This window comes from Paenibacillus protaetiae (assembly GCF_004135365.1).
GTDB lineage: Bacteria > Bacillota > Bacilli > Paenibacillales > Paenibacillaceae > Paenibacillus_AP > Paenibacillus_AP protaetiae.
Genome location: NZ_CP035492.1, coordinates 2,047,135 through 2,073,015, shown reverse-complemented (window position 1 = coordinate 2,073,015; position 25,881 = coordinate 2,047,135). Strand labels below are relative to the sequence as shown.

Below are 25,881 nucleotides of genomic sequence, written 5' to 3'. Positions count from 1 at the left end.
TTCAAGGCGACCTCAAAGCAAAGCAGTATAACTGCTCTGCCGTCTAATCCGCCGAGGCCAAGGAGGAAACGGAAGGGGCTGTAAGCATGCCCAGCAGCTCCCCCATTTTGACCTTGGTCCCGTGCTTCAGATCCGCTCTTGGCGTAAACGTGCCTTGTTCGGCAAGCAGCACAACGGTTGAGCCAAATTCGAAATAGGCAAGCTCATCCCCTTTGCGCACCTGCTCCCTGACCGGTTCGGCGTATTTGATGCTGCTCACATTCATCGCGCCGACCTTGACAACGGCAAGCTCTCCGCTGCGATGGCGGATATAAGTGATCAGCCTTTCGTTGCGGCATAAAACCTGCTTCATATGGCGCATCCCGGAATCGTTCACCGGATATACCTTGCCGGGGATGCGCTCGTTCTCGACGATCCGTCCGTCAACCGGAGAATGGATACGGTGATAATCCGTCGGGCTTAAATACAAGACGATATAATAGCCGTTCCGGTAGTTTTCGGCGCGGGGAGAATATTTCAGCAGTTCATCAATCGTATAGTCTTGTCCTTTAATATTTAATAACGAGCCGTTATGAATCGGGCCGATGCCGGTCACAAGAGCGTCCACCGGGCTGGCTACCGCATCGGGCAAACCGGCGACGGGACGCGCGCCATCTTTTAAGCGCCGGGTAAAAAATTCGTTGAGCGTTTCATATTGTTCCAGCGGCTTTTCGGCCTCTTCCACGTTAATGCCATAGATTTTGACGAAACGGGGCAAGAAAGCACGGCTTTGCTTCGACTGTGCGAAACGGCCGGTAAGCCTCGAAATCCATTTGCGTGAGCTAAGCTCCGTCATTGAGCGGAATATCCAACGGTTCATGCCCGCATCGCCACGTCCTTTCCTGCATGTTGCCCTGCGCTGCTTGCTCGAGCGCACCTCAAGTCAGTGTGCCACATCCTGCCTGCCAAATCAATAGGACCGGCTTCCAGCAGGGCGGACGGAACCAAGTTTAGCCTGAAACAAATTAACCTACACTGACAAATGAGGTGATAGATAAATGATTACGTTAGTAACCGCCATTGTGCTTGCAGCCGGGTCCGGAGCGATGGTCATGTGGTGGCTTCGCGATGCCCGGGCAAAAGAGTGGTGCGATTATGCCGCAGCCGCGGCCCTGTTTCTGTTTATCATGTCCGTATCCGGTTCGGTTGCGCGTACATTGCTGCACGGCACTGTTTTTTTAACCGAAGTTCATATCGTGTTGCTTAATCCGTTATTTATGGCAAGCGGGGCATATCTTGCATTGTATTCGATTGCTGCCGCATTTATTTATGCTGCCGGCTCCAGAAGCCGGACCGGAGTAAGTTAAACGCCGCTATGCGGCATGTGCCGGGTTCAAGCAGCCCTCTCCTTGCGTATGTTACTGCAATACGGTTTATTGAAGTCGCCTGAGCATAACATGTCGGAAGGGGATAAAGCATGTCTCCCACAAAAGTGGCGTTTGTTACACCCGGTTCATTCCCGATTCCTTCTTCAAAAAGCAGCTCGGTTGAAAGAGTGGTAGAGAAATTTGTGCCGCTTCTATCCCCGGTAATCGAACCGCGCATCTACGGCAGGGCAAGCCGGAATCTCTCCAAAAAAGGGAAAGTGGCAAACGTTATTTGCGAGCGTTATCCCGCCAGCAATAAAGCGGTTTACACAAGGCTTGTCGGCCAAGCGATCCGCAGATTCGCGCCGCAAATTATTCAGGTGGAGAACAGGCCGGTTATGGTGACGAGGCTGAAGGCGGCTCATCCCGGCAAAAGGCTATGGCTTAATTTGCATTCCACGACGTTTATCGGGCCGAGGTATATTTCCCGGAAGGCGTTACGGAAAAGCTTGCTCGCTTCGGACAAAATTATCGTCAACAGCGAATTTATACGCGGCGAAGTTGAGAAAAGGGTGCCGGAAGCGGCGCGGCGCCTGCGTGTCGTATACCCGGGCGTGGATACGGGACGGTTTATTTCCCGTTTCTCGCCGGAGGGCGCATGGCGGAGGGAGGAGCAGCGCCTGCTTAAAGGGCTGTACGGGCGGAAAGTCGTTATTTTTATCGGGCGGCTCATTCCGTTAAAAGGGGTTCATCATTTGCTCCATATCGTTCCGCAGCTGGCGATGCGGCATCCCGAGCTGCTGGTGGTCATTGTGGGCAGCCCGTTTTACGGCTCGTTCCGGAAAACCGAGTATTCGCTGTCGCTGGAGCGTCTGGCACGCAGATGCCACGGCACGGTCCGGTTTGTCCCCTATGTGCCGCATCCGGAAGTAGCGGATTGGTTTCTGTCCTCCGATATCGCGGTTGTACCGTCCGGCCAGCGTGAAGCGTTTGGGCTTGTCAATGTCGAGGCGATGGCATGCGGCATTCCGGTTGTGGCGACATCGGCCGGGGGCATGAAGGAAATTATTGTAGACGGGCATACAGGCTTTCTCATTAACCCGGATCTGCTCGAAATGGAATTGCTGGAGCGGCTCGACATGCTGTTAAGAGATACTGCGTTACGTGAAGATATGGGCCGCAACAGCCGCCAGCTTGTAGAGCAGAAATTTACATGGCGCCATACTGCTGAGCAGTGGCTGAATGTGCTGCATGAATAATGGCGCAGCACCTGTCTTTCGGCCAGCAACAGCCGTTCTGAAAGGGACGGTTTTTTTTATAGGGTAAAAAAGCGTTGAACAAAAAGCTTCTAAATGATAATATCGGTAATGAGAATCGTTATCATAAAATAAGATGCATGCGGAAAGGTAGTACATACATGGTGACCTCAGAACGTCAAATTCGCAAGGAGATGAAGGGGAAGACGCGGCCGGTTACAGCCTCTTTGGTTTTACTGCTGGGCGCTGCCGCTCTAATCCTTATCTTTGGGCTGTCCGTATCTGTCGGCGCGGCTGATATTAAGCTTTCGACCGTATGGCAGGCCATCTTCCATTACGACACAAACAATACGCAGCACGTCATTATACAGGAGCTTCGCATTCCCCGCTCCGCTGCGGCCGCCCTTGTCGGCGCGGGTCTTGCCGTAGCGGGCGCCATCATGCAGGGCATGACGCGCAACCCGCTTGCCGATTCCGGTTTGCTTGGGCTTAACGCGGGAGCGGGGCTGGCTCTCGCCATTTGCATCGCGATGGCGCCGGGCATGTCCTATATGTTTATTATGGCCATGTGTTTTGTCGGTGCCGCCGCTGGCGCCGGAATTGTGTACGGGATCGGTTCGCTGGCGAAAGGCGGTTTGACGCCAATCCGGCTGACGCTGGCCGGCGCGGCTGTAAGCGCATTGTTTATGGCTGTCAGCGAAGGGATTCAAATTGCATACAAAATCGGCCAGGACGTAGCCTTCTGGCAGGCCGGCGGCGTAGCCGGAACGAACTGGAAGCAGCTTGCCGCGGTTGGCCCCTGGATGATTGCCGCAATAGTCGGGTCGATTATTATTTCACGTTCGATAACGCTGCTCAGCCTTGGCGAAGAAGTTGCAGTGTCCCTCGGACAAAAAACAGGGTGGGTTAAAGCGGTTGGGCTGCTGTTTGTGCTTATACTGGCAGGAGCAGGCGTATCCATCGCGGGACCGATCGCTTTTGTCGGGCTGCTTATTCCCCACCTGTCCCGTTTTTGGGTCGGGGTGGATTACAGATGGATTATTCCATGCTCGGCTATAGTGGGCGGCGTGTTTATGATGTTGGCCGATATTGCCGCAAGGCTGGTCAATCCTCCGTCCGAATCGCCGGTAGGCGCTTTAATCGCCATTATCGGCGTGCCGTTCCTCCTTTATATCGCGCGCAAGCAAAAGGGGGAAGCATAAATGGCAGCGATTGAAGCCTTAAGACGCAGACGGGCAGCTTTTGTCATAACCGTCCTGGCTGTTCTTATCATCATTACTTTTTTGGTCAGCATGAACACCGGTTATATACGGCTTTCGCCGCTCGATGTGCTGCAAACGCTGTTTGGCATGGGAACCGACAAACAATCCATGATATTGTTTGACTTTCGCCTGCCTCGTATCGTCACTTCCGTACTGATCGGCATGGGATTCGCCATCTCGGGCTGCATTCTGCAAAGCTTGTCGCGCAACCCGCTGGCTGATCCGGGTTTGCTGGGCATTAACTCCGGCGCAAGCCTGATGGTTGTTTTATACATCAGCTTCATTCAGATGGATCGGTCAGGTTCCGTTCTGATTATGCCGATTTTTGCATTTCTTGGTTCAATGGCGGCAGCGGTTATTATTTACGCTTTCTCCTACAAGCGCCACCAAGGCGTTATTCCGACACGGATGATACTGGCCGGCGTGGCGATTGCCCAAGCCATTAATGCGGCTATACTGGTGCTGACGCTGCGGATTAATCCGGATCAATATCAAAAAATTCAAATATGGATTGCAGGGAGCATTAACGGAACGAGCTGGACGTATGTGGCGGCGCTGCTGCCATGGATCGTAATTCTGATCCCGTACACCGTTTATAAATCCCGCGCGCTAAATGTGCTTCATTTAGGCGATCAGCTGGCAACCGGCCTTGGTTCGCCGGTCGGACGGGACCGCTTGCTGCTGCTTGGCGCAGCTGTGGGGCTTGCCGGGGCTTGTACCGCCGTTGGCGGCGGGATCAGCTTTATCGGCTTGATCGGCCCCCATCTGGCGCGCCGCCTCGTCGGCCCCAACCATCAGCAGCTGCTTCCGGCTTCGGCTTTATGCGGCGGACTCATTGTGATGGTTGCCGATACGGTGTCCCGCACGATATCGGAAATTCCTACCGGCATTATTGTAGCGGTAATCGGCGCTCCTTATTTCTTATATCTGCTTTCCAAAGCTAAATAATATGGCACAGAGACTTCCGAGCCCATTACCGGGCACCTGCGGAAGTCTTTTTGCATGCATGCCAATCGAGTAGCCAGCCCATAGGTCATTGCATATATTGCCTAAGACATTCCATGAGGGAAGAAGGAGAGGGCTATGGCAAAGAGCAAAAAGGCAAGAGGCTCAAAAGCTCGAAGACCGCTTTTTTACGTCGATAATCCGAATACTTCCGAGTTAAACTGGATTGATGAGCTGTCCCGGAAAAAATCGGTCCACAAAACGGTAACCCCGTCTGCGGCGCCGTCGGCTTTCCGCCAGCAGCAGTCTGCACCATACGAGGAAACAAAGGTGACGGTAAGCAGCACGGCAAGCGTAAATGATTTGGAGGAAGAAGCAATCGAAGTTTCTGATGCAGCAGCCTATGACGGCGAAACGTTGCCGGAGGATGCGCTGCAGTCATTATTGGCGTATGACGAGCAAGAGGAGATCTTGGATCAATTTGAATTGCCGGCTGAAGAGGAGATTGTGGAATCTTACGATGACAGGGTGCAGCTGGCGGAGGAACGCCGCGAAGAAGCAGGCCCGGCGCCTTTTATTTACGCCGATGATATCGTGGACGGCTCGATTACAACGAGCAAATTCGCGCCTTTTGCTGTAACGGGCGACAAGCTGTCGCCCGGCGCGGTGGGCGCAGAAGCGCTGGCTGATGCGGCGGTGCAAAACATCCACTTGGCGGACGGAGCGGTCACCGCTTCCAAAATTGCAGAAGAAACCATCAAATCGGAACATTTGACCAACAACTCCATTACCGGCGCCAAAATTTTGGATTATTCGATCGGCAGCCATAAGCTTCAGGATAACAGCATTACGTCGGAGAAACTGGCGGACCGGACGATTGGGCCGCATAAAATTGCTGACGGCAGTATTGAAACCCGCCATTTAAAACCGTTTTTAATTGCGACGGAGCTGCTGGCCGATCAGGCGGTCACATCGGATAAAATCCGTATCGGCGCGATCCGGACGGAAAATTTGGCCAATGAGAGCATTAGCGCTCTAAAACTGGCCGACGGTTCCGTTACGAACGACAAGCTGCGGGACGGCGCTGTAGATGAACATAAAATCGCTTTTGAAGCCATTGATTCCGCTCATTTAAAACCGGGTTTGCTGCAGGCAGAGCATATTGGCGAAGGTGTGCTGACGGGAAAGCATTTGGCCCCGGGCGAACTGACGGGCAGCCATCTGGCAGCGGAATCCATCGGGGCAAGGGAGCTTCAGCAGGAATCGGTCGGCGGGTCTCATCTGGAAAAAGAAGTGATTTCGGCCGAACATATTCAAGGCGGAGCGATTCGGAGCTGGCATATCGCAGACGAGCAAATTATAAGCAGCCATCTCTCTCCTCAGTCTATTACGGGAACGAAGCTGTCCGACCAATCCATCTCTACGATCAAGCTGGTCGATCAAGCCGTAACCTCGTCGAAAATAGCCGACCAAAGCGTAACGGCGGCAAAGTTGTCCGACGGAGCGGTACAAAACCGCCATCTGGGCAGCGGAAGCATTAGCTCCGATAAGCTTGGCGACAGCCAAGTGCATAACCGGCATATTGCGCCTCAAGCCATATCCGGTAACCAGCTGCAGTCTGGCGCGGTTGACGAAGCGCATTTGAAGGCGGCAATTGTTACCTATGAGAAGCTTGCGCCTAACGCCGTGCAGCATGAACATTTGGCTGCCCTTTCGGTCGATACGGAGCAACTGGCGGATACGTCCGTAACGGAAGTCAAGCTGGCGAACGGGGCTGTAACGGACAGCAAGCTGGCGGACGGAGCGGTTGGAGCGAGGCATGTGCAGGACGAAGCGGTGATGTTTCGCCATATCGCTCCCGAAGCGGTACGCAGCCATCATATATCGCCTAAAGCGGTAACGGGAGCAGCCATTGCGCCGGAATCGGTTGCCGGCGGCCATATTGCGCCGAAATCGATAGGCGAAGGCCATCTGGAGGATAGCAGCGTAAGTGCAAGCAAAGTTCAAGACGGCGCCGTCAGCAGCCAGAAGCTTGCATTCGGTGCGGTATGGGACCGTCATATTGCAGCGGGTAATATTTTATCGCATCATTTGGCTGATTACGCAGTTACATCGCTGAAGCTTTCGCCGGAATCGGTCTCGACGGATAAACTGTCCGATCTGAGCGTAACGGCTGCCAAGATGGGGAAAGGCAGCGTAACAAGCGATAAAATAGCGCCGGGAGCAGTCGGATCCGGACAGCTGGCCTCGGCTGCAGTAGCAGGCGGCCATATCCAGCCGCAGGCGATCGGGCAAAGCCATCTGCAGGATGGAGCGGTTGAAAGCCGTCATCTGAAGCCGTCTGCGGTTGATTCCGCGGCTGTGCAGGACGAGGCGATTACATCTGTCAAGCTGGCCCCGGATGCGGTACAGCCGAAGCATATCGGCAATGAAGCGGTAAGCGGCCGTCATTTGGCGCAGCAATCCGTATTAGGCGTCCATCTGGGTGAATATGCTGTGCAAGAGAGGCATATCGCCGCCGGTTCAATTACGGATGAGAAATTGTCGCTTCGCAGCGTTGCGGCCGGCCACCTCAAAGCCGGCGCAGTGGGCTCCGAAGCAGTAGCGGGCGGCGCCATTGGCGAAGCGCATCTGCAAGCCGGCGCTGTAACGGCCGCCAAGCTGGCGCCGGACAGCGTGAAAGGCGAGCATATGCAGCTGGAAACGATAGCGGCCAAACATTTGAAGCCGGATTCGGTGCAGGGTTACCATATCCGGAAAGGAACGCTTACGTTAAACCATTTTGCAGAAGATACCCGGCTAGTAGACCGGATACCCGATGGCGGCATACCGGGCAGCAAGCTGGCGGAGCAAAGCATTGTGAACAGCCAGCTGGCGGACCAAAGCGTCAGCAGCAGCCAGCTGTCGGATGAAGCTGTTACGGAGCCCAAGCTTGCGGAAGGAAGCGTGACGGCGGCCAAACTAGCGGAAGGAAGCGTGACGGAAGCGGCGCTGTCGGATGGGGCGGTCACAAGCGCCAAGGTAGCGCACGGCAGCATCGACTTTTATCATTTGGCGGATTCCAGCGTGGCGGCAGCCGCACTCGCAGCAAACGCCGTGGTTACGGAGAAGCTGTCCGATGAAGCGGTAACGGGCGGCAAGCTTGCGGCAGGCAGCATAAACTCCCGCCACTTGGCGAATTCCAGTGTAACGGAAGCCGCGCTCGCGGCAAACGCCGTGGTCACGGAGAAGTTGTCCGATGGAGCGGTGACAGGCGATAAACTGGCTTACGGCAGCGTGCAAACAGAGCATTTGGGCACCGCGGCTGTAACAGCCGACAAGCTGGACGACGCCAGCATTACGGCGGCCAAACTAGCGGAAGGAAGCGTGACGGAAGCGGCGCTGGCGGACGGGGCGGTCACAAGCGCCAAGTTGGGGCACGGCAGCATCGACTTTTATCATTTGGCGGATTCCAGCGTAGTAGAAGCCGCATTGGCTTATCGTTCGGTGAATGCCGAGAAGCTGGCGGACGGAGCGGTAACGGGCGAGAAATTGTCATTCGGCAGCGTAAGCTCCCGCCATTTGACGGCGTCGAGCGTAACGGAAGAAGCGCTGGCGGCAGGAGCCGTAACAGAAGCGGCGCTTGCGGACGGGGCGGTAACGGGCGGGAAGCTGTCAACCGGCAGCGTAAGCTCCCGCCATTTGACGGCATCGAGCGTAACGGAAGAAGCGCTGGCGGCAGGAGCCGTAACGGAAGCGGCGCTTGCGGACGGGGCGGTAACGGGCGGGAAGCTGTCAACCGGCAGCGTAAGCTCCCGTCATTTGACGGCGTCGAGCGTAACGGAAGAAGCGCTGGCGGCAGGAGCCGTAACGGAAGCGGCGCTTGCGGACGGAGCGGTAACGGGCGGGAAGCTGTCAGCCGGCAGCGTATACACGCTGCATTTGGCCGATGGAACGGTAACGGCTGACCAGCTGGGCGATGCCAGCGTCACGGCAGCGAAGCTGGCCGAAAGCAGCGTAACCGAATACGCGCTGGCGGATGCAGCCGTCACCGCCGGGAAGCTGGCGGATGGAGCGGTTGAAGGCGATAAGCTGGCGAATGGCGCTGTTACGGGCGATAAGCTGGCCGGCGGCAGTGTCGCCGCAGCCCATCTGGCCGATGGCTGCGTAACAGCCGGCAAACTGGCTCCTGCCAGCGTAGCGAGCGAGCAGCTGCAAGGAGGGGCCGTCAGGCCGGAGCACTTGTCGGAGGCGTCTGTAGCAAGCGGCCACATTCAAGCAGGCGCGGTTCTGGGCATCCATCTTGCCGCATCCTCCGTCGACAGCATTCATCTGACGGATGAATCGGTGCAAAGCAGCCATATTTCGGAAGGCAGCATCACGTACGGCAAACTTGCGTTTACGCCGGTCGTATCAACGGCGCAAGGGGATGCCGTATTCCAGCAATTCGGGCTGGCGCCGTATCATTTTACCGAGCATGATGAATTCCTGGAAGTGGTTATTTCCTTCCAAAGGCCATTCAACAGCAATAAATATGTGCTTACCGCCGTATCCGACCATCCGTTTTGTTATGTGACCATCAAGTCGAAGCAATCGGATAAAGCTGTGCTTTTTGTAGTCAAAACCAACTTGAACCACAGCTATCATCTGCAAGGTTATTTGAACTGGATTGCGCTGGGGGTTTAACAAGGCCCCGGTTGTTCGTTCCCGAAGCCGCTGCTTTGCTGGAAGTTCCATTTCAGCAGCAGCGGCTTTTTGCCGTGACGCAGCAGAGAAGCAGGCGCGTGCCGCGTGAAACATGGATGCCGAAAAGCAGCCTTATATCCGCCTATACGGATCATGCGTTATGCCGCTTCCTCCCGGAGGGGCGTTTCTTCCCCCTGTACAACTGTCCTTTGCGGGCGGCGGGCGGCTTACATATACTGTACTGCTACTTCAAATGACAGGTGATAGGAGAGAGTTGGATGAGGCGTAAAAAACGGCCAGTCCGGCGTCTCAGGAAGAGGCGGAAAGCGCCCCGGACTAATCAACAAAAAGCATTAGACTATCAAATGGGCTATGAGGACGGCTACAGGCAGGGGCAAGAAGCGGGTGCCGGCAGCTATTCTATTTATTTTGACGGCACGAGCATCATCATTCCTTCTCTCAACCAGGCGGAGAAATTAAAAGCTTGCATGCAAAGTATAGCTGAACATACCGATCTGCCCTATGAGATTATCGTAGTGGACCGCGGTTCTACCGACGATACGGATAAACTGCTCAAGCAAATGACCGGGCAAATCCGTTATTTCATCATGGAGCATGGGGATAACAGCCGCGCGGCAGCTATTAATAGAGGACTAATGATGGCCAAAGGCACAACGCTGCTTATTATGGACAGCTGTGCGCAAGCAACGGAGTATTGGCTGGACCAGCTGCTTTACGGATTAAGCGGCTGCGGGCAGGCGGGCATAGTTGGGCCTATGTCGAACGGAGGCAGCGGGCGGCAGCGGAAACTTCTTGCTGTTGAAGCGCCGGATGAAACCACCTACTCTACGCCAAACCTGTTTGTTCCAAGCAATAAATGGGCGGAAACAGACAGTTTGGACAGCTTTTGCATTCTTTTTCATAGAGCGCTTTGGGAAAATACGGGATATTGGGATGAGAGATTTACAGCTGGCCGGTTCGCGATGGAAGATTATTGTTACCGTGTTGTTTTGCAGGGCTGGCGCCTGCTTATCGCCGAGGATGCTTACGTTGTGTACAACGGGGACGGGGGCGATGGCGCTGATAGCCTGGAATCCGATCAAACGGAGCAGGTAAACCGGCTTTGGTTCCAGGACAAGTGGAGCGGGAACGGTCCGGCTCTCCGAAGCGATGCTGAAGCTGCCAATGCGGCGCTGGAGGGCAAACCGGCCGGAGAAACGGTTTTTTATCCGCAAGGCATTGCTGTAAAAGGAACCGGTTCTTCCATCTACTGGATTGAGGGCGGCAAACGGCATCTCATCGAAGGTAACTGGCCGTATCCGGTGGTACAGCTTTCGAACATAGAGATTAAACGCTGGCAGCGCGGCCCTTCCATCAACGCCTCCATCATGCGGGATCCGCGGAGCCAAATGGAGGGGAACGCCGCCTGCCCGCAGCCGGGAACGGTCAGTTACAGCCCGGACGGCAGCTGTTATTATTTCGAGGACGGCCAAAAAAGAAAAGTGCTGTCGCGGGCAGCATCGGAAGCCTGGCTCTTGTATGGGAGAACGCATGTGTCCTGGGTGCCGCAAACGATGGAGACGCTGCCGGACGGCTATCCGATTATTGCGCCGGCGTCACTGCGCCAATCGTTATAACCGAATATTCATACAAGTATCAGGCTGAATAACGGCGCATATGCTACTAACAGCATGAAGGGGGTGAACCCATGCAGCAGCAAGTAACCGAACTGATTGAGCATATGTCGCACAGCCACCTTCAACTGGCTCGCATGCTTGAAGCTGAACGGGATGTTGTAATCAGAATGGCGGAAATTGTGCTGGATTTGCCCGACGAAGGACCGGATCTTGGCGAAGACGGGCTGATGGATTCTGCGCAGATGCTGACGCAAAGCGTTGTCTCTTATTTGGCGAGCATGGCTGAACTGCAGGAAACATTAGCTGTCCATATGCAATATTTAATGAAAGAGATGAAGCCGGCTGGCGAAGACGACGAAGAATAGCAGCGTACGAAAGGAGGTTGCCCGGTGAGCCGTGAAACAGCTTATATGCAGATGCTGAAAGCTTCTGTAAGCATGCAGCGCAATATGGCAATTATATTGGAAGCCAAAGCTTATGAATCGGAAAAAGCGAGAAACTGGATTTGCGGGCATTACTCTCCGGACTCATTTGAAGATGAGGAGCAGCAGCTGAAACAGTCTTTGCAGGTGCATGACCAGATCGTAGAGTTAATAGAAGGCGTTACGAAATACAGCCAAGGTATGGTGGCGATGCTGCGGGCTGTGATGCAATCGGACGACGACGAGAATGAAAGTTCCGGCTACTACGGCGGCGGCAGAAGAGGTTAACCAAGATGGGCGGCCGCAATGAGTTGTTGTTGGATGAACGGCAAGCCAAAGCCGAACTTCTTGCATCGCTTGCCAAAAGCCAGCATGCCCTGGCCCGCATCCTGGACAGTGTAGCCGATGTAGCGCAATATTCGGGTGAAACAGCCCGGCATATCGGAGCGAATATTGATTTGCTGACGGGACTGCAGCAGACGATCGCTGAAGCCGTAACAGGCGCCAGGCTGCGACGCAGCGTACGAATGTCCGGTAACCCCGGCAAGCCTTGGCTGAATCCGCTTGTCCGGGCTCAACCTCGCAAGCTTTCTTAAATGGAGGTCTTGTCGATGAAAAGCGGAAGCAAAACGAAAAAGAAAAAGCCGAAACGGCAGAGGAAACGGTCATCCGGCCGTTCCAAACGGATATCGAAACGTTTATCCAAACGGAACAGATTCAAATTAAAGAAACGGCCCCGCACAAAAGCAAGGGAACGGATAGTTCATACGGAAGCCGATTTCGATCAGGAGACTTCCGGAGTGCCGGATACGGAAAAACGGAAGGGAACGAAAACAAAGTCAGAGAATGGAACTCCTCATTACAATAAAGGGTACAATGCCGGCTTTGCAGCCGGTTTTGAGCAAGGCCATCTGGAAGGGTATAAAAACGAGCAGCTGTAATCGGATTAGGGGCCGCTGCGACAGCCCCTGTGACCGCTGCCCGTTTTTTTTGCTGTGTATGGCTATCTTAAATCGACCAGTTTACGATAACGCCCGCTTGGGTTAAGCCGCCGCCAAATCCGTAAAGCAGCAGCTTCTGGCCGGCTTTGACGCTCCCGTTCCGTACGCCTTCGTCAAGCGCCAGCATAATCGAGGCGGCGGAAGTATTGCCGTTAAATTCCACGCTGGATAAGGTCCGCTCTTTTGGAATGCCGGTTTTTTCGCAAAGCAGGTCGATAATGCGCATGTTGGCGCTATGCGGAATAAACCAGTCAATATGTTCGCTTGCGAATCCGTTATCCGCCATAAAGCGCTGGATGCTTTCCGAAACTTTGCCGGTTGCCCAGCGGTAAACCTCGCGGCCGTTTTGCACGATTTTGCCGTTTGCCGTAATCGGATGTCCGCCAATTTGATCGGTCAAGCTGCTGCGGTACAAATGTTTGCCGCCTGTTCCGTCCGTTTCGGCGTATGCGGCAAGCACATCCCCTTGCCCGTCCGGCGAAGCTTCCATTAACAGCGCGCCGGCTCCGTCGCCAAACAGCACGCAAGTCGTACGGTCCGTATAATCGGTTATTTTGGACAATGCGTCGGCGCCTATAACAAGAATTTTCCGGAAAATGCCGGACAGCAGCAGCCCGTTGGCAAGCTGCATAGCGGTTGTCAGCCCGGCGCACGCGGCTTGAATGTCGGCACTGCCGCATGGGCCGATCTGGAACTCGGCCTGCACCCGGGCGGCCATGCTCGGGAAAAAGGTATCGGGGGTTGACGTTGCAACCAGTATATAATCCACATCGTCCAGTTTGACCGGGTAACGGCTTATCATGTTGCGAACGGCGGCAAATATCATGTCGCTTGTATATTCATTATCCGCGGCGATATGTCTTTCTCTCATGCCGGTTACGCGTACGATCCATTCATCGCTTGTGTCTACGATCGACTCCAAATCGCGGTTTGTCAGGACGCGGCTTGGCGTATAGCTGCCAATGGCGCTGATGATGGCATTGGAGCGGAAAGCGGAACCGGGAACTGTTGTTGTCATCCTGTTCACTCGCCTTTCGTCATTTAAAATTAGTACCAGGTACTATTACTTGATATTAATTTAAAACGCCGGCTTCATCTTGTCAAGTGCCGAATAGAACCGCCTTCTTCTGTTCACGCTAATATCGGGCGAAAGCCTGAATGATGATAAAGGAGCGTGAAAAAGGCCTCATGAAAAAAACGATTGCATTCTTTTCCGCTTTTCTTTTACTTGGCGGCATGCTGTCCGGCTGCGCCTCCAATCAAGGCCATCTGGGCAACCGGGAGCTGGAAGATGTCCGCCCCAACAGCGTCCGCTATGACGCTAACGGCAATACGATATGGGCGAAGCGGTTCGCCAATGATCAGCTGAATGAGCAAAACCGCGTCGGCGGGCGCCGTTTGAATAACAATAATATTGTTGGCAAACATGACAATTACCGGATTGAAATGAACGATGTAATGGCGAAAGCAATCGAAAATAAATTTGGCTTCAGCATGGTAAACGTGCTTTTGACGGACAATCACGCATACGTTGCCGTATCGCCAAAGGGTGCTTATAAATCCCAATCGGCGCCGGCAGGCAGAACGAAGGCGAGCTACATGAACCCGGACCGTATGCTGAGCTTGCCCGGGGCACAGGATTCGAGCAATTACCGCCTCCGTACGAACGGTATGTATGATGCCCGCAACAACGGCATTTACGACCCGCGTCCCGCTTCTTCGCCTGATGCCGCCGGACAGACGGCAATCGGGGAGCAAGGTTTAACGGAGCAGCAAAAAAGCGGCATCGCCGCAGAGGTGAAACGGATGAAGCCCAGCGTAAACCAAGTGTATATTTCTTCCAAAGCAGATTTCGTGCACCGGCTGGCTGCCTATGCGGAAGATCAGCGTTCCGGCCAATCGATTCAAGGCTATATCGCCGAATTTAACGCAATGGCCGAACGGGTTTTTCCGGTACCGACGAGGCAAGGCGTCGTTAACAACCGTTCCGTACAAGGAAAGACGCCGCTTATATACGATTAAGACAGCTTAACCGGCTGCTATGCGCATTCGCATATGCTGGCCGGTTTTTTATTATGCCTGCTTTCGAAATGAAAAATGATGAAACCGCGCCCATTTTGCTATGTGACAGCACCTCTCCGTTTCTCCGCTCATACTATATTTTGACTGTATCCCTTGACCTTGTATAACTATAAAAACCCGGGCAAGGAGGGGTGACGCATTGAAAGGCAGCGACCATAAGAGCAAATTTTTATTGACGCATCGTGAACGTGAGGTATTCGAGCTCTTAGTGCAGGACAAAACAACTAGAGATATTGCGCAGCAATTGTTTATCAGCGAGAAGACCGTACGTAATCATATTTCCAACGTTATGCAGAAATTGAATGTTAAGGGTCGTTCACAAGCGGTTGTTGAACTGATTAAGCTTGGGGAATTACAAATCTAACAGATACGCCTCGCGCCTTCTTAGGCTCTCTTGCACGTTTGCCTTCCGGTCAGATAAGGGTGACGCAATCCGTCTAGATGGATATTACCCATAGAGCACAATAAGGCAGCATCCCGCGGATGCTGCCTCTGTTTTTTGGGCGGTTACGGATCAGATCAATAGCCGTCTGTCCGCTGTCCAAGCTCTTCTGCTGCTTCCATGCCTTCTCTCGCGGCAGGTGTTCCGAGATGCGCGGATTTTTTGGCGGCTTCGGCTGTTTTGATCGCTTCCGCTACCCGCCGTCCATACTCCGGATCGGCTTGCGTCAAATGATCAAGCAGCTTGTCGCGGATGACCTGGCTGCAAATCGCGAGGTTATCCCCGAGATTGCGGACCAGCTCCTCGCGTTCCGCTTCACTGAACTTGCGGAATGTTTCCCCGGCTTGTTTGAAATCGTTTGTCCGGTCGATTTTGGCTCGTACCAGCTTGTCGTTATAAGACGGCTCATAAGGCGCTCCGTCCCGCTTCGTTTCCTGCAGGCCGCCAAGCGATGACGGTTCATAGTTGATATGCGGATTTTGCCCGGGCGCGATATCTACATAAAACGCCATTTGCCCGTCGCGCTGATTCGTTGCAGTGTGCTTCTTCGGCGCATTGATCGGCAGCTGCAAGTAGTTGCTTCCTACCCGGTAACGTTGGGTATCCGAATAGGAGAACGTGCGGCCTTGCAGCATTTTATCGTCGGAGAAGTCCAGCCCGTCTACGAGCACCCCGGTGCCGAATGCGGCTTGTTCCACTTCTGCAAAATAATTTTCCGGATTTTTGTTCAGCACCATTTTGCCGACCGGCAGAAACGGGAATTGATCTTCCGGCCACAGCTTCGTATCGTCCAGCGGGTCGAAATCGAGCTCCGGATGATCGTCATCGCTCATGATTTGCACATTCAGTTCCCAAGCCGGATAGTCTCCGCGTTCGATCGCTTCGTATAAGTCCTGTGTAGCATGGTTGAAGTTTTTGCCGCAAATTTCTTCGGCTTCCTGCTGGGTCAAATTGCGAATGCCCTGCAGCGGTTCCCAGTGATATTTGACAAGCACCGCTTTGCCTTCCGCGTTCACCCATTTGTATGTATTGACGCCGGAGCCTTGCATCTGCCGGTAGTTGGCTGGAATGCCCCACGGCGAGAACAGGAATGTGATCATATGGGTCGATTCAGGCGTATTGGCGATAAAATCCAAAAAACGTTCCATATCCTGAATATTGGTCACCGGATCCGGCTTAAAGGCATGCACCATGTCCGGGAATTTCATCGCATCGCGGATAAAGAATATTTTTAAGTTGTTGCCGACCAGATCCCAGTTGCCGTCTTCCGTATAAAATTTAGTGGCGAATCCGCGCGGGTCGCGCAGCGTTTCCGGCGAATGGCCGCCGTGAATAACGGTAGAAAAACGTACAAATACAGGCGTTTGTTTGCCGGCTTCCTGAAACAGCTTCGCCCGCGTATATTTCGCGATCGGCTCGTTGCCGACCTTGCCGTACGCTTCAAAGTAGCCGTGGGCGCCTGCGCCGCGCCCATGCACGACACGCTCGGGAACCCTTTCCCGGTCAAAATGGGATATTTTTTCGATAAAATGGTAATTTTCCAGTGTGGCCGGTCCGCGGTTGCCGACAGTGCGCAGGTTTTGGTTATCGGTAATCGGATGCCCCTGGCGGTTCGTAAGCGAAAGCTCCGTTTCGCCGGGTGCAAGCGGGCCTTTTGCACCAGTTGGCAAATCTTTTGAATTTGTCATGCTGTTTCTCTCCTTTTTCTTTTGTTCAGTCCATTCCTATTATTGGAGTGTACATATTTTCTGCTGTTATTATTTGCTGAGAACCGTTTTGTTTATACAACTATTTCCTTTTATTTTTTTATCCGCTCGTTTATAGAGCTAAACATGAGTCTATGGTATGATGAACGAAAAGCGGACGGAGACAGAAAGGGGTAGACGATGGGCAAGCTGTTTCTTGGGTTTGTGCTGCTTTCCTGGCTGACTGGCAGCCCGGTAATTGCAATTATCATTATCCTTGTTATTCTTTATTTGCTCGACCGCCGATTCGTCGGCTTGACGCCCAGCATTGTCAAACCTGTCCGCCGTTTGCAGCGGATCAGCAATCTGAAGAAACGGATTCAATTGTCGCCAAGCGATGTATCCTCCAAGCTGGAGCTGGCCAGATTGCTCATGGAACGGAAACAATTCAAGGCGGCGGGAGAACTGCTTGTGCCGCTGCAGGAAACGATGAGCGAATCTGCCGAATACCTGGACGACTTGGGTTATTGTTATTTGGAAACCGGAGCGCCGGACAAAGGAGAAGCCGCTATCCGCGCTGCTCTGCAGATTAATCCCCGCGTCAAATACGGAGCGCCCTATTTGCGGTTAGCTTCCTTTAATGCCAAAAGCGATACGTCCAAAGCTTTGCAAGATTTGCGCCGGTTTCAGGAGATTCAGTCTTCCTCATGCGAATCTTATTTGAGGCTGGCTGATCTGTACCGCAGCCTGGGCCAAGAAGGCGACGCGAAAGCTGCTGTCGATGAAGGCTTGCGGACGTACAGTTTGTTGCCGCGATACAAAAGAAGAACGGAGCGCGCCTGGTTTCTCCGGCTGTGGCTGCGTAAAACGTTCCGTTCTTGACGGAAATCATGGCAAGGGCCAACCCGCTTACACCATAAATCCATTACATGTCTAGAGGAGCAAGATGTACATCATGCAGCGCAATAGTTGGCTCGTGGCGATCAGTGTTATTGTTATCGTTATTTTATTAAATAATATCGCCTATTATTTTCTGACCAAACATTCTCTCGAAGAGTCGCTGGAGCAAGAAATGACTTCCGTTGCAAAGCAGATCGAGATTTCGCTTGAGCTGTCCCGGTTGGGTTCGGCGGAGTATGAAGACCAGATCGGCCGGGAACTTCGGGCGGATTCAATTGCGGCGCAATATGCGCTTGATCCCGATGTGGAAAAAGTAACCAACAAACAGCTCAGCGAGCTTAGCAGCAAGCTGGGCATCGACCATATAACATTAATGAAGCGGACCGGCGACGATATTATTTTCTACAAATCATCTGATCCGAATGAAATCGGCCACGGCACCAAAAGCATGGCGCCATGGTTTACGATATTTAACCAGCTGTTCGACGAGAAGGCGGTTTCGGTCAACTGGCTGGGCCAGACGCTGCCTTTTTTCTGGACTGGCCCTTATGAAACGGCTACGACCGATATCGACCATATTTATAAGTGGGGATACTATTACGACGGTACAACCAACTATATAATCGATCCTTATGTCGGCTACAAAAGGCTTAAAGATTACGAAGATAAAACAGGCGTCAGCCGGATTATCGAACAAACCATTGAGCAAAATGACTCGCTGCTGGAAGTGTCGGTTATTAATCCCAAAACGTTTGACAAAGGAAGCTTCGATACGATCACTTCTGACGGCAAAACGCTGGAGCATATCGTGCAAAAGCCGATCGTATACGGCTCGTATAACTACAGGTTTGACGATGACGCCCAGAACATCCTGAAGGCGTACCATACCGGTCAAACGGTGCGCGTCGATAAAAAGAAAGACGGCGAGCAGCTGTTCAAAATGTTTATCCCCGTGTCGATTGACGGGAAGCAGCTGAATATGGTCGATGATCAAGGCCAGCAGCTGGATGGATATGTGCTGTCGCTTGTCTCCGACAAGCATGTCATTCAAAATAAGCTGGACAAGCAGTTTATGAGCTTGGGCCTCATCATTATTGCCGTAACCGGCTTGAGTATTGTAATAGCGGTGTTTTTTATGCGTTATTACCGCCTGTCGCAGGATAAAGCCGTACAAGTGACGCAAATGACGTATGCGGATGAAATTAATCAAATGTTCCAGGCGATACGGGGACAGCGGCATGATTTTCTGAATCATGTACAAACGATCTACGCGCTTGCGGAATTGCGCAAGTCGGAAGAACTGCTTGCTTATGCAAAAGAGCTTACGGGCGAAATCAGGGCGATGAACGATATTATCAATATCGGCAACCCGGCTATCGCCGCGCTTATCCGATCCAAATTATCGCAGGCGGAAGCGTTCCATATTCAGCTTGATTGCAAGCTCGGAGGGCTGACGAAGCTTGGCATGGGGATACGCACGCTGGATTTGAACCGGATGATCGGCAACCTGATCGACAATGCTTTTGACGAGGTGCTGAAGTTTCCGGAGGAGCAGCGGCTGATTACGCTTGCCAGCAATCAGGAGGACGGCTGGCTGGAAATCCGGATCAGCAACATCTGCATGCAGGCGGATCAAGTGGCCGGCCAGCCGATCTTTAATCCCGGGTATTCGACCAAGCAAGGGGGCACCAAGGTTTGGGGCTGTCTATCGTGAAATCCATTGCGCACAAATATAAAGGGCAAATCCAGGTGGAGGCAAGTTCGCCGGATACGCTGCAATTTATCGTCCGTATTCCGCAATCATAATTACAGGTTCAGCCGCAGCGGCGCTCAGGAGGGAATCCTGGCGCCGCTTTTTCGTTGTTGCTGAACAGCCTGCCGCTAGTTCCGGGAAGTAAAGCGCACGGCCATTATTGTGCAGCAGAGGCTGTTCGTGTCATCTTCCGCGAAATAATTTGTGTTATAATAATTGGAATGCTGGAAGAACGGTAGGTGAACATCTTGCTCAGACTTGATGAATCGTTGCAGGGGCGGCTGGAAGCTTCGATCGGAGAACAAATAAGCGATGAGATTGTCATCCGCGGCTGGGATTATTTCATGAATGATCGTGTGCTGAGCTTGAAGCTTATCGATGGAGATACTTTATTTGCAAGCGTCCATGGCGCAGGCGAAATGTATATGGTGGGGCTTGATGCCGGCCAGTTCAAATACAGTACTTGCACCTGCCCCCAGGACAATCCTTGTGAACATATGGCGGCGGTTTATTTTGCTTATACGCGGAACGCGTTTGGAGAGGACGAAGCGAAGCATGCATACAGCCGGCTGAGAAACGGCGGGGCTGAGGCAGCCGGACGGCATAAGGCTCAGCCGCAGCGGAGCGGATTAAGTCCGGCCGGCAGGCCGCAAGAAGCCCATCCGGATCAGTGGCTGGAATGGATGAAGCAGGAGCATGGGGAGGAATGGCGCAAATGCCATCATTCCTTACATGCGCTTCAGCCCGTGCTTCAATCGCTGAAAGGAAGCGCCAGAGATTGGGAACGGCCGCTGCAGCGGATTCACTGGATGCTTGCGGTCGCCTTTGTGCTAGATCAGGCGGAACGGGCCATTAACTCGGTGGATTCGTTCAGCCGTTATTACCATGAAATGTCGTTTGCAAGAATGGCTGAGCCGTGGGTGGAACATTATTATGCCCTGGCTCTTGAGCTGTCTCCTGAAAGTATGGGGCACGACGAGCTGGAATGGATTCAATTTTTGAAGGAATATGTGAAGAAACGCGCGCTGGGCACGGAACGGACGTTATTCGAGTGGACTTATTTATATATGGCGATATGCGAAAAAATGTCGCAGCAGCCGGGCTGGCGCGACAGGGAGCAGCATGCGCTGGAGCAGACGGCTGCGCTGGGAGCAGCGGAAGTCAATCTGTCGTTTATCCGGACAGCGCTCGCGATGATGTCTTTTTTCGTGAAGGAAGACAGCAAGGCGCTCGCTTATTTGGATCAGACGGAATTTGACAAAATCCAATCTATTGTATATCCATGCGCTTCACAACGGCTGGATGAACAAGATTGGGAATTGTTCGGGCAATGGATGGCGTTTATTTACGAGCGCATCCGCAGCTCCCGCAACTCGCGTACGATAGCATCCTTCGTCACGTTATGCCGGGCGGCGGATGTGGATCAGCCTTCGAACCCGGTCTGGACGCGCTATATGACCGATCTGCTGCCGTATTCGTATATAGAGCTTTCCGAGCATTGGCTGTCGGTGCATAAGTACGAGGAATGGGCGGATCTTCAGCTGCTTATGGGCATCCACCCGGACGATATGGACGCCCAGGATGTCAAAGATGTGATGAAAGCAGCTCCTGCGATTATGATTCCGCTGTACCATCAAGCGGCGGAAGACTGGATCGCCGCCCGGAACAGGCAAGGCTACAAGCTGGCGGTGAAGCAGCTGAAAAAGCTGGAGCGATTATATAAAGCGGAGAAGCTGTCCGATGTCTGGCAGCGATATTTAGATAACCTTATTCACAGGTTTGGACGGCTGCGCGCGCTGCAGGAAGAACTGAGGAAAGGAAAATTTATACCATGAGAGCATTTATCGGTGCTGGAGCTGAACCGCCGGTCATAGACGGTTATTGGCACAGCGGCAAGCAAAGCATCGTGCTGCAGGAAGCACGAAGGCCGGAAGCGGCGGCAAGGCTGAAGCAGGTACTATTTGCTTGGCATAAGCCGTCATGGTACGGAGCGGATGTAGAGGAGACCGCGATTGACGGGCGAAACGGGCTTCTGGTCCCTCCGCTGCTGGCGCTCGATTATTTGGCTGCCCCTAAGCCGGTCCGGCTGCTTCGGCTGGAATGGACGGAGGAGGCTAAACGGCTGCAGGCGGCGGCAAGCATGATTAGGCATGCGCTGCTGAACGGCTGGTATATACCGGATTGGGGGCGCTGGTCGGACTCGGCGAGAGCATGGAAGCTGGCGTTTCCCGAACAGGAGATCAGGCTGCAGCAGGTGTGGCAAAATATGCTGCAAGCTTCACGTTCGGAAGCGGCGGCGATCAATGAGTGGCTGACTTATGCGGTCGAAGCGGCGATCCATGAAAGCCGCCCGGCGCAGGACGCCTACCGGCAGATCGAAGCCGCCCAAGGCGAATCGGTTGTCCGGCATAAGTCCGCCGATGAGGAAGATTGGCTTGTTGCGATCGGCATCCGCAAAGATAATTTGCCTTTCCGGGTAGCGCTCCAGCTTGTTGAGCCTAATGAGGAGCGGGGCTGGCGGCTTCGCCCAGCCTTGCAAAGCCGTGAAGGCGGCGAATGGCTGCCGCTGCGCAGGGACGCGCAGGAAGCAGCCGGCTGGCGATATGCGGAAGCGGGCGCTATTCCGGAGGAATGGCTGCCGCTGCTGCCCGCCAAGATGGCCAAGGAGCAGGCCAAATGGCTTGCTGCGCTGCCGGAATGGGAGGATAAACTGGACCCGGCTCATTTAAAGCTGATTTTATCGGATCATGAAGCATGGCAGTTCATGGAGACTTTCAGCATCAAGCTGCTTGAAGGCGGGAGCCCCGTATTGCTGCCCGGCTGGTGGGAAGCGGTCCGTTCACGCAAGCTGAGGCTGAAGGCCAAGATGAAATCGTCGGTTGGTTCAGCGGCGGAACCGATGTTTGGCTTAAATCAAATTGTCCAATTCGACTGGAAGCTTGCGGTCGGCAACGTCGATTTGACGGAGGCGGACTTTATGCGGCTTGCAGAGGAGAACCGGCGGCTGGCCAACATTGGCGGCGAGTGGGTTCATTTGGACCCGCAGGATATCGAGCAGATCAAGCTGCTGATGAAGCGGGTCGGCAAAAAAAAGGGACTGACCTTCCGCGATGTGCTGGAGATGCATTTGCACGGAGGTTTTTCGCTGGATGAAGACGAGCCGGATGAGAGGATCGTGCGGGCGGAAGTTGAGCTGAACGAGCATTTGACAGCGTGGCTGTCGCAGCTTCAGCAATCGTCGGAAATTCCGCTCATCGACAAGCCGGAGCATCTGCACGGCGAATTGCGGCCGTACCAGCTCCAGGGTGTCAGCTGGCTTTTGTTTTTGCGCCGGTTTGGGCTTGGCGGCGTTTTGGCCGATGATATGGGCCTTGGCAAAACCATTCAGTTCATAACCTATTTGGCTTATGTGAAGGAACAGGAAAATCAGCGGCACGGGCCGTCGCTCCTTATATGCCCGACCTCGGTCATCGGCAACTGGCAAAAGGAGCTGGAGCGGTTTGCACCGTTCTTGAATGTTCATGTTCATTATGGGCCTAAAAGAAGCAAAGGGCCGGATTTCCGCCAAGAAATCGGAGATAAGGATCTGGTCATTACGTCGTATTCGCTGGCGCAGCTCGATGAAGATGATTTATCGGCTGTGGAGTGGAATGCGTTATGCCTGGATGAAGCGCAAAATATTAAAAACGTATATACGAAGCAGTCGGCGGCAATCCGTTCGATGCCTGCCTACCATCGGATCGCTTTAACCGGCACCCCGATGGAAAACCGGCTTACCGAGCTGTGGTCCATTTATGATTTTATTAATCCCGGCTATTTGGGCAGCATGAATGAATTCCGCAAAGCTGTTGTGAATCCGATCGAAAAATCGCGTGACGAGGAGCAGATCAAGTCGCTCCAGCGCTGGGTGCGGCCGTTTATGCTGCGTCGGGTGAAAAAGGACCCGGCTATCCAGCTGTCACTGCCTGACAAATACGAGTCCAAAACGTTTATTTCGCTGACGGCCGAGCAAGGCGCTATTTACGAGAATATTGTATCCGACCTGCTGGAGAAGCTTGATACGTTAGGCGCCATGCAGCGCCGGGGACTGATTCTTGCATCGCTGACGCGGCTGAAGCAGCTGTGCGACCATCCGGCGCTGCTTGCTTCCCAGGAAGGGGAGAAGCTTTGGGAAGAAGAACGTTCCGGCAAAATGACCCGGCTTGTGGAAATGGTCGAGGAAATTGCAGCTGAAGGGGAACGGTGCCTCATCTTTACCCAATTTGTAGAAATGGGCAGCCAAATTCAGCGCCTGCTGGAGCAGAAGCTTGGCTCGCCGATTCCTTATTTGCACGGCGGCGTGCCGAAGCAGAAACGGGATGAAATGATCGAAGGCTTTCAGGATTCCGGCATCGTCTGCCCGGCTTTTGTGCTATCGCTGAAGGCGGGCGGAACCGGCCTGAACTTAACGGCCGCGAACCATGTGTTCCATTTCGACCGGTGGTGGAATCCTGCCGTGGAAAATCAGGCGACCGACCGGGCGTTCCGGATCGGGCAGACGAAAAAGGTGCAGGTGCACAAGTTTATTACGCTTGGCACGCTGGAAGAAAAAATTGATGAAATGATAGACCGGAAGCAGTCGCTAAACGAACAGATCGTCAGCCAATCGGAGCAGTGGATAACCGAACTGTCGACTGATGAGCTGAAGGAGCTGTTCTCGCTGCGCAAAGACTGGCTGAAAGGATAGGTGTTGAGCATTATGGAACGATTGCGCTGGCAGCGTAACGGGCTGCCTGACGGCCAGCAGCGGCCGGCACAGGAGGAGACCGGGACAAACGGGGAAACGACGCCCGGTCCCAGCCCGTCCGGCATAGGTTCCACCGGGCAGGAAAGCCGGGAATGGTTGCAGTTCTATGAAGCGATCCGCGAGCATATCCGCAGCATGCCTCGCTAAGAGGAGCGAAGAAATATGAAGAAAGCAGACTGCTTGGCCCATGACGGCCAGGCAGTCTGCTTTTTTTTATTCAGATGCTCCAAGAGAATAATCCCCCTCTGTGAACGTAATTTTAACCTCCACTTCCGTCTTATCCGATACTATAATAGAAGAAATATAGCGAGTGCTCGGAGGTTATTAAGGTTGGACAAAGGGGGCGTATGATGCAAAAGGGAGCTTTAGGTTTGGCTGCGGTACTCTTAGCCATGATGATTCCGTTAACGGCCTGCATGAACGAGCAGGCGCCGGACAACACCCGGAAGGCAGGCATGAACAAACAAGTTACCTTGTCGCTGCGGCATACGCAAATTAAAGAAACGACAAAAACAAGGCTGCAAATATTAGAGAATGTCGTTAAAAAAACGGAGGATGAAAACCCGGGCTTAACGTTCCAGCTGGAGGGCATTGATGAAATCGTCAACCGCGACCAGAAGCTGAAGGCGGAAATGATCGCGGGCAATCCGCCCGATATATTCGAAGTGTTTGGCGGGTCCGATTTAAACCTGTATGTAAAGGCCGGGCGTATGCTTGATTTAACGCCTATTATTGACGAGCTCGGCATCCGGGACAAATTTGCGAGCTTGGATGAATTCACCATTGACGGCAAAGTGTACGGCTTGCCGTACGGCGGATACAGCGAAGCGATTTTTTACAATAAAGATATATTTAATGAACTGCAGATTGCGATTCCAAAAACATGGAACGAGCTGCTTGCGGCGGCGGACCGGATCAAAGCAGCCGGGTATACGCCGTTTGGCCTTGCAGCCAAAGACGGCTGGGTTAACGGCATGTTGTGGAATACGATTATGGAGCGGAATGTTGGCATTGATGCACTTAATAAAGTGGTGACCGGCGAGACGAAATGGACGGACCCGGATTTTATCCGAGGCTTTAAAAATTATGCCGAGCTGGTCAATAACGATTATTTTACGAAAGGCGCCCTCGGGCTGCCTTATACGGATCAAGGGGCGCAGCTGCTTTCCGGCAAAGCGGCTATGGTCTTTACCGGGACCTGGGACGCCAGCCGGTTCACCGGCGAAGAGGCGGGCAGCATGCAGGGGAAAATCGGTTATTTTGCATTTCCTTCCATTCCCGGCGGCAAAGGCGACCAAACGTCGATAAACGCTTCTTATTCCAACGGATTCGGGTTTTCCGCCAATATGGACCCCGACCAGATTGAAGCGGCCAAAACATTTATCGCCAACTTTTACACGGAGGCTGTGCAGAAGGAAACACTCGTGAAGGCGCAGGTGCTGCCTTCGATGAAGCTTTCCGATTTAAGCGGCATTGACCCGCTGACAGCGGAAATTTTGCAGGTGATGAGCTCGGCTACTTCGTCCTGGAAAGCGTATGACTCTATTGTCACGCCGGCTGTCGGTTCCGATATCAACATCGGCCTGCAGGAACTGATCGGCAAAGTAAACACGCCGGAGGCGGTGGCGCAGGAAATCCAGAAGTCGCAGGACAAAGCGAATGCAAGCCATTAACGGGCAGGCAGGAAGGGAGCATACCG

20 protein-coding genes and 1 pseudogene are annotated in these 25,881 nt (G+C 53.5%); 18 read left to right on the top strand and 3 right to left on the bottom strand.

The window, feature by feature from the left end:
* Positions 1–43 precede the first annotated feature (43 nt).
* Positions 44–859 (bottom strand): archaetidylserine decarboxylase, encoded by an 816-nt coding sequence (gene asd, locus ET464_RS09535; protein WP_129440361.1) that lies wholly within the window; start codon positions 857–859, stop codon positions 44–46.
* A 178-nt stretch (positions 860–1,037) separates the two neighbouring features.
* Here asd and ET464_RS09530 point away from each other — a divergent pair, with 178 nt between their 5' ends.
* From ET464_RS09530 to ET464_RS09485, 10 genes are all read left to right on the top strand, one after another.
* A complete protein-coding gene (locus ET464_RS09530) occupies positions 1,038–1,346 on the top strand; it encodes a hypothetical protein (RefSeq protein WP_129440359.1) in 309 nt (102 codons plus the stop codon).
* A 110-nt stretch (positions 1,347–1,456) separates the two neighbouring features.
* Positions 1,457–2,605, top strand: coding sequence for a glycosyltransferase family 4 protein (locus ET464_RS09525; protein WP_129440357.1), 1,149 nt, complete (start codon positions 1,457–1,459; stop codon positions 2,603–2,605).
* A 158-nt stretch (positions 2,606–2,763) separates the two neighbouring features.
* Complete coding sequence (locus ET464_RS09520; RefSeq protein WP_129440355.1) at positions 2,764–3,804, top strand: FecCD family ABC transporter permease; 1,041 nt, start codon at positions 2,764–2,766, stop codon at positions 3,802–3,804.
* Complete coding sequence (locus ET464_RS09515; protein WP_129440353.1) at positions 3,805–4,812, top strand: FecCD family ABC transporter permease; 1,008 nt, start codon at positions 3,805–3,807, stop codon at positions 4,810–4,812.
* 135 nt (positions 4,813–4,947) lie between these two features.
* Positions 4,948–9,474: a WIAG-tail domain gene (locus tag ET464_RS09510; protein ID WP_129440351.1), complete on the top strand. Its 4,527-nt coding sequence runs from the start codon at positions 4,948–4,950 to the stop codon at positions 9,472–9,474.
* Positions 9,475–9,752: 278 nt separating this feature from the next.
* The gene (locus tag ET464_RS09505) at positions 9,753–11,111 is read left to right on the top strand and encodes a glycosyltransferase family 2 protein (protein ID WP_129440349.1); all 1,359 of its coding nucleotides are present in this window, start codon (positions 9,753–9,755) and stop codon (positions 11,109–11,111) included.
* 71 nt (positions 11,112–11,182) lie between these two features.
* Positions 11,183–11,476, top strand: coding sequence for a nucleoside-diphosphate sugar epimerase (locus tag ET464_RS09500; RefSeq protein ID WP_129440347.1), 294 nt, complete (start codon positions 11,183–11,185; stop codon positions 11,474–11,476).
* A gap of 24 nt (positions 11,477–11,500) precedes the next feature.
* A complete protein-coding gene (locus ET464_RS09495; protein WP_129440345.1) occupies positions 11,501–11,821 on the top strand; it encodes an alpha-helical endospore appendage domain-containing protein in 321 nt (106 codons plus the stop codon).
* A gap of 5 nt (positions 11,822–11,826) precedes the next feature.
* Complete coding sequence (locus tag ET464_RS09490; protein WP_129440343.1) at positions 11,827–12,129, top strand: hypothetical protein; 303 nt, start codon at positions 11,827–11,829, stop codon at positions 12,127–12,129.
* A gap of 15 nt (positions 12,130–12,144) precedes the next feature.
* Complete coding sequence (locus ET464_RS09485) at positions 12,145–12,474, top strand: hypothetical protein (RefSeq protein ID WP_129440341.1); 330 nt, start codon at positions 12,145–12,147, stop codon at positions 12,472–12,474.
* 67 nt (positions 12,475–12,541) lie between these two features.
* Here the strand turns inward: ET464_RS09485 and ET464_RS09480 are convergent, their stop codons facing one another.
* Positions 12,542–13,552, bottom strand: coding sequence for a ketoacyl-ACP synthase III (locus ET464_RS09480; RefSeq protein WP_129440339.1), 1,011 nt, complete (start codon positions 13,550–13,552; stop codon positions 12,542–12,544).
* Between the two features lie 140 nt (positions 13,553–13,692).
* Here ET464_RS09480 and ET464_RS09475 point away from each other — a divergent pair, with 140 nt between their 5' ends.
* Both ET464_RS09475 and ET464_RS09470 read left to right on the top strand, forming a co-directional pair.
* Positions 13,693–14,556: a YhcN/YlaJ family sporulation lipoprotein gene (locus ET464_RS09475; RefSeq protein WP_129440337.1), complete on the top strand. Its 864-nt coding sequence runs from the start codon at positions 13,693–13,695 to the stop codon at positions 14,554–14,556.
* Positions 14,557–14,755: 199 nt separating this feature from the next.
* Positions 14,756–14,980 (top strand): helix-turn-helix domain-containing protein, encoded by a 225-nt coding sequence (locus ET464_RS09470; RefSeq protein WP_006040330.1) that lies wholly within the window; start codon positions 14,756–14,758, stop codon positions 14,978–14,980.
* Positions 14,981–15,135: 155 nt separating this feature from the next.
* Here ET464_RS09470 and ET464_RS09465 read toward each other — a convergent pair.
* Positions 15,136–16,692: pseudogene (locus ET464_RS09465) on the bottom strand (catalase); the annotation flags it as partial.
* 252 nt (positions 16,693–16,944) lie between these two features.
* Between ET464_RS09465 and ET464_RS09460 the strand changes: the two are divergent.
* The 6 genes from ET464_RS09460 (at position 16,945) to ET464_RS09435 (ending at position 25,855) form a co-directional block, all read left to right on the top strand.
* On the top strand, positions 16,945–17,625 hold the full coding sequence (locus tag ET464_RS09460) for a tetratricopeptide repeat protein (RefSeq protein WP_129440333.1): 681 nt from the start codon (positions 16,945–16,947) through the stop codon (positions 17,623–17,625).
* A 73-nt stretch (positions 17,626–17,698) separates the two neighbouring features.
* Positions 17,699–19,357 carry a sensor histidine kinase gene (locus ET464_RS20585; protein ID WP_279630128.1) on the top strand — a complete coding sequence of 553 codons (1,659 nt, stop codon included), beginning with the start codon at positions 17,699–17,701 and terminating at the stop codon, positions 19,355–19,357.
* A gap of 278 nt (positions 19,358–19,635) precedes the next feature.
* Positions 19,636–21,231, top strand: a complete 1,596-nt coding sequence (locus ET464_RS09450) for an SWIM zinc finger family protein (protein WP_129440331.1) — start codon at positions 19,636–19,638, stop codon at positions 21,229–21,231.
* Positions 21,228–24,122, top strand: coding sequence for a DEAD/DEAH box helicase (locus ET464_RS09445; protein WP_129440329.1), 2,895 nt, complete (start codon positions 21,228–21,230; stop codon positions 24,120–24,122). Before ET464_RS09450 ends, ET464_RS09445 begins: the two co-directional genes overlap by 4 nt.
* 12 nt (positions 24,123–24,134) lie before the next feature.
* Positions 24,135–24,329 (top strand): hypothetical protein, encoded by a 195-nt coding sequence (locus ET464_RS09440; protein WP_129440327.1) that lies wholly within the window; start codon positions 24,135–24,137, stop codon positions 24,327–24,329.
* A gap of 224 nt (positions 24,330–24,553) precedes the next feature.
* Complete coding sequence (locus tag ET464_RS09435) at positions 24,554–25,855, top strand: ABC transporter substrate-binding protein (RefSeq protein WP_244226726.1); 1,302 nt, start codon at positions 24,554–24,556, stop codon at positions 25,853–25,855.
* Positions 25,856–25,881: the final 26 nt, after the last annotated feature.

Excerpts from the sequence above, each read along its gene's own strand:
- ET464_RS09480 (WP_129440339.1), bottom strand. The coding sequence starts at position 13,552 with ATGACAACAACAGTTCCCGGTTCCGCTTTCCGCTCCAATGCCATCATC.
- ET464_RS09440 (WP_129440327.1), top strand. The coding sequence starts at position 24,135 with ATGGAACGATTGCGCTGGCAGCGTAACGGGCTGCCTGACGGCCAGCAG.
- ET464_RS09485 (WP_129440341.1), top strand. The coding sequence starts at position 12,145 with ATGAAAAGCGGAAGCAAAACGAAAAAGAAAAAGCCGAAACGGCAGAGG.
- ET464_RS09525 (WP_129440357.1), top strand. The coding sequence starts at position 1,457 with ATGTCTCCCACAAAAGTGGCGTTTGTTACACCCGGTTCATTCCCGATT.
- asd (WP_129440361.1), bottom strand. The coding sequence starts at position 859 with ATGAACCGTTGGATATTCCGCTCAATGACGGAGCTTAGCTCACGCAAA.
- ET464_RS20585 (WP_279630128.1), top strand. The coding sequence starts at position 17,699 with ATGCAGCGCAATAGTTGGCTCGTGGCGATCAGTGTTATTGTTATCGTT.
- ET464_RS09460 (WP_129440333.1), top strand. The coding sequence starts at position 16,945 with ATGGGCAAGCTGTTTCTTGGGTTTGTGCTGCTTTCCTGGCTGACTGGC.
- ET464_RS09520 (WP_129440355.1), top strand. The coding sequence starts at position 2,764 with ATGGTGACCTCAGAACGTCAAATTCGCAAGGAGATGAAGGGGAAGACG.
- ET464_RS09515 (WP_129440353.1), top strand. The coding sequence starts at position 3,805 with ATGGCAGCGATTGAAGCCTTAAGACGCAGACGGGCAGCTTTTGTCATA.
- ET464_RS09445 (WP_129440329.1), top strand. The coding sequence starts at position 21,228 with ATGAGAGCATTTATCGGTGCTGGAGCTGAACCGCCGGTCATAGACGGT.
- ET464_RS09505 (WP_129440349.1), top strand. The coding sequence starts at position 9,753 with ATGAGGCGTAAAAAACGGCCAGTCCGGCGTCTCAGGAAGAGGCGGAAA.
- ET464_RS09490 (WP_129440343.1), top strand. The coding sequence starts at position 11,827 with ATGGGCGGCCGCAATGAGTTGTTGTTGGATGAACGGCAAGCCAAAGCC.
- ET464_RS09475 (WP_129440337.1), top strand. The coding sequence starts at position 13,693 with ATGATGATAAAGGAGCGTGAAAAAGGCCTCATGAAAAAAACGATTGCA.
- ET464_RS09500 (WP_129440347.1), top strand. The coding sequence starts at position 11,183 with ATGCAGCAGCAAGTAACCGAACTGATTGAGCATATGTCGCACAGCCAC.
- ET464_RS09530 (WP_129440359.1), top strand. The coding sequence starts at position 1,038 with ATGATTACGTTAGTAACCGCCATTGTGCTTGCAGCCGGGTCCGGAGCG.
- ET464_RS09510 (WP_129440351.1), top strand. The coding sequence starts at position 4,948 with ATGGCAAAGAGCAAAAAGGCAAGAGGCTCAAAAGCTCGAAGACCGCTT.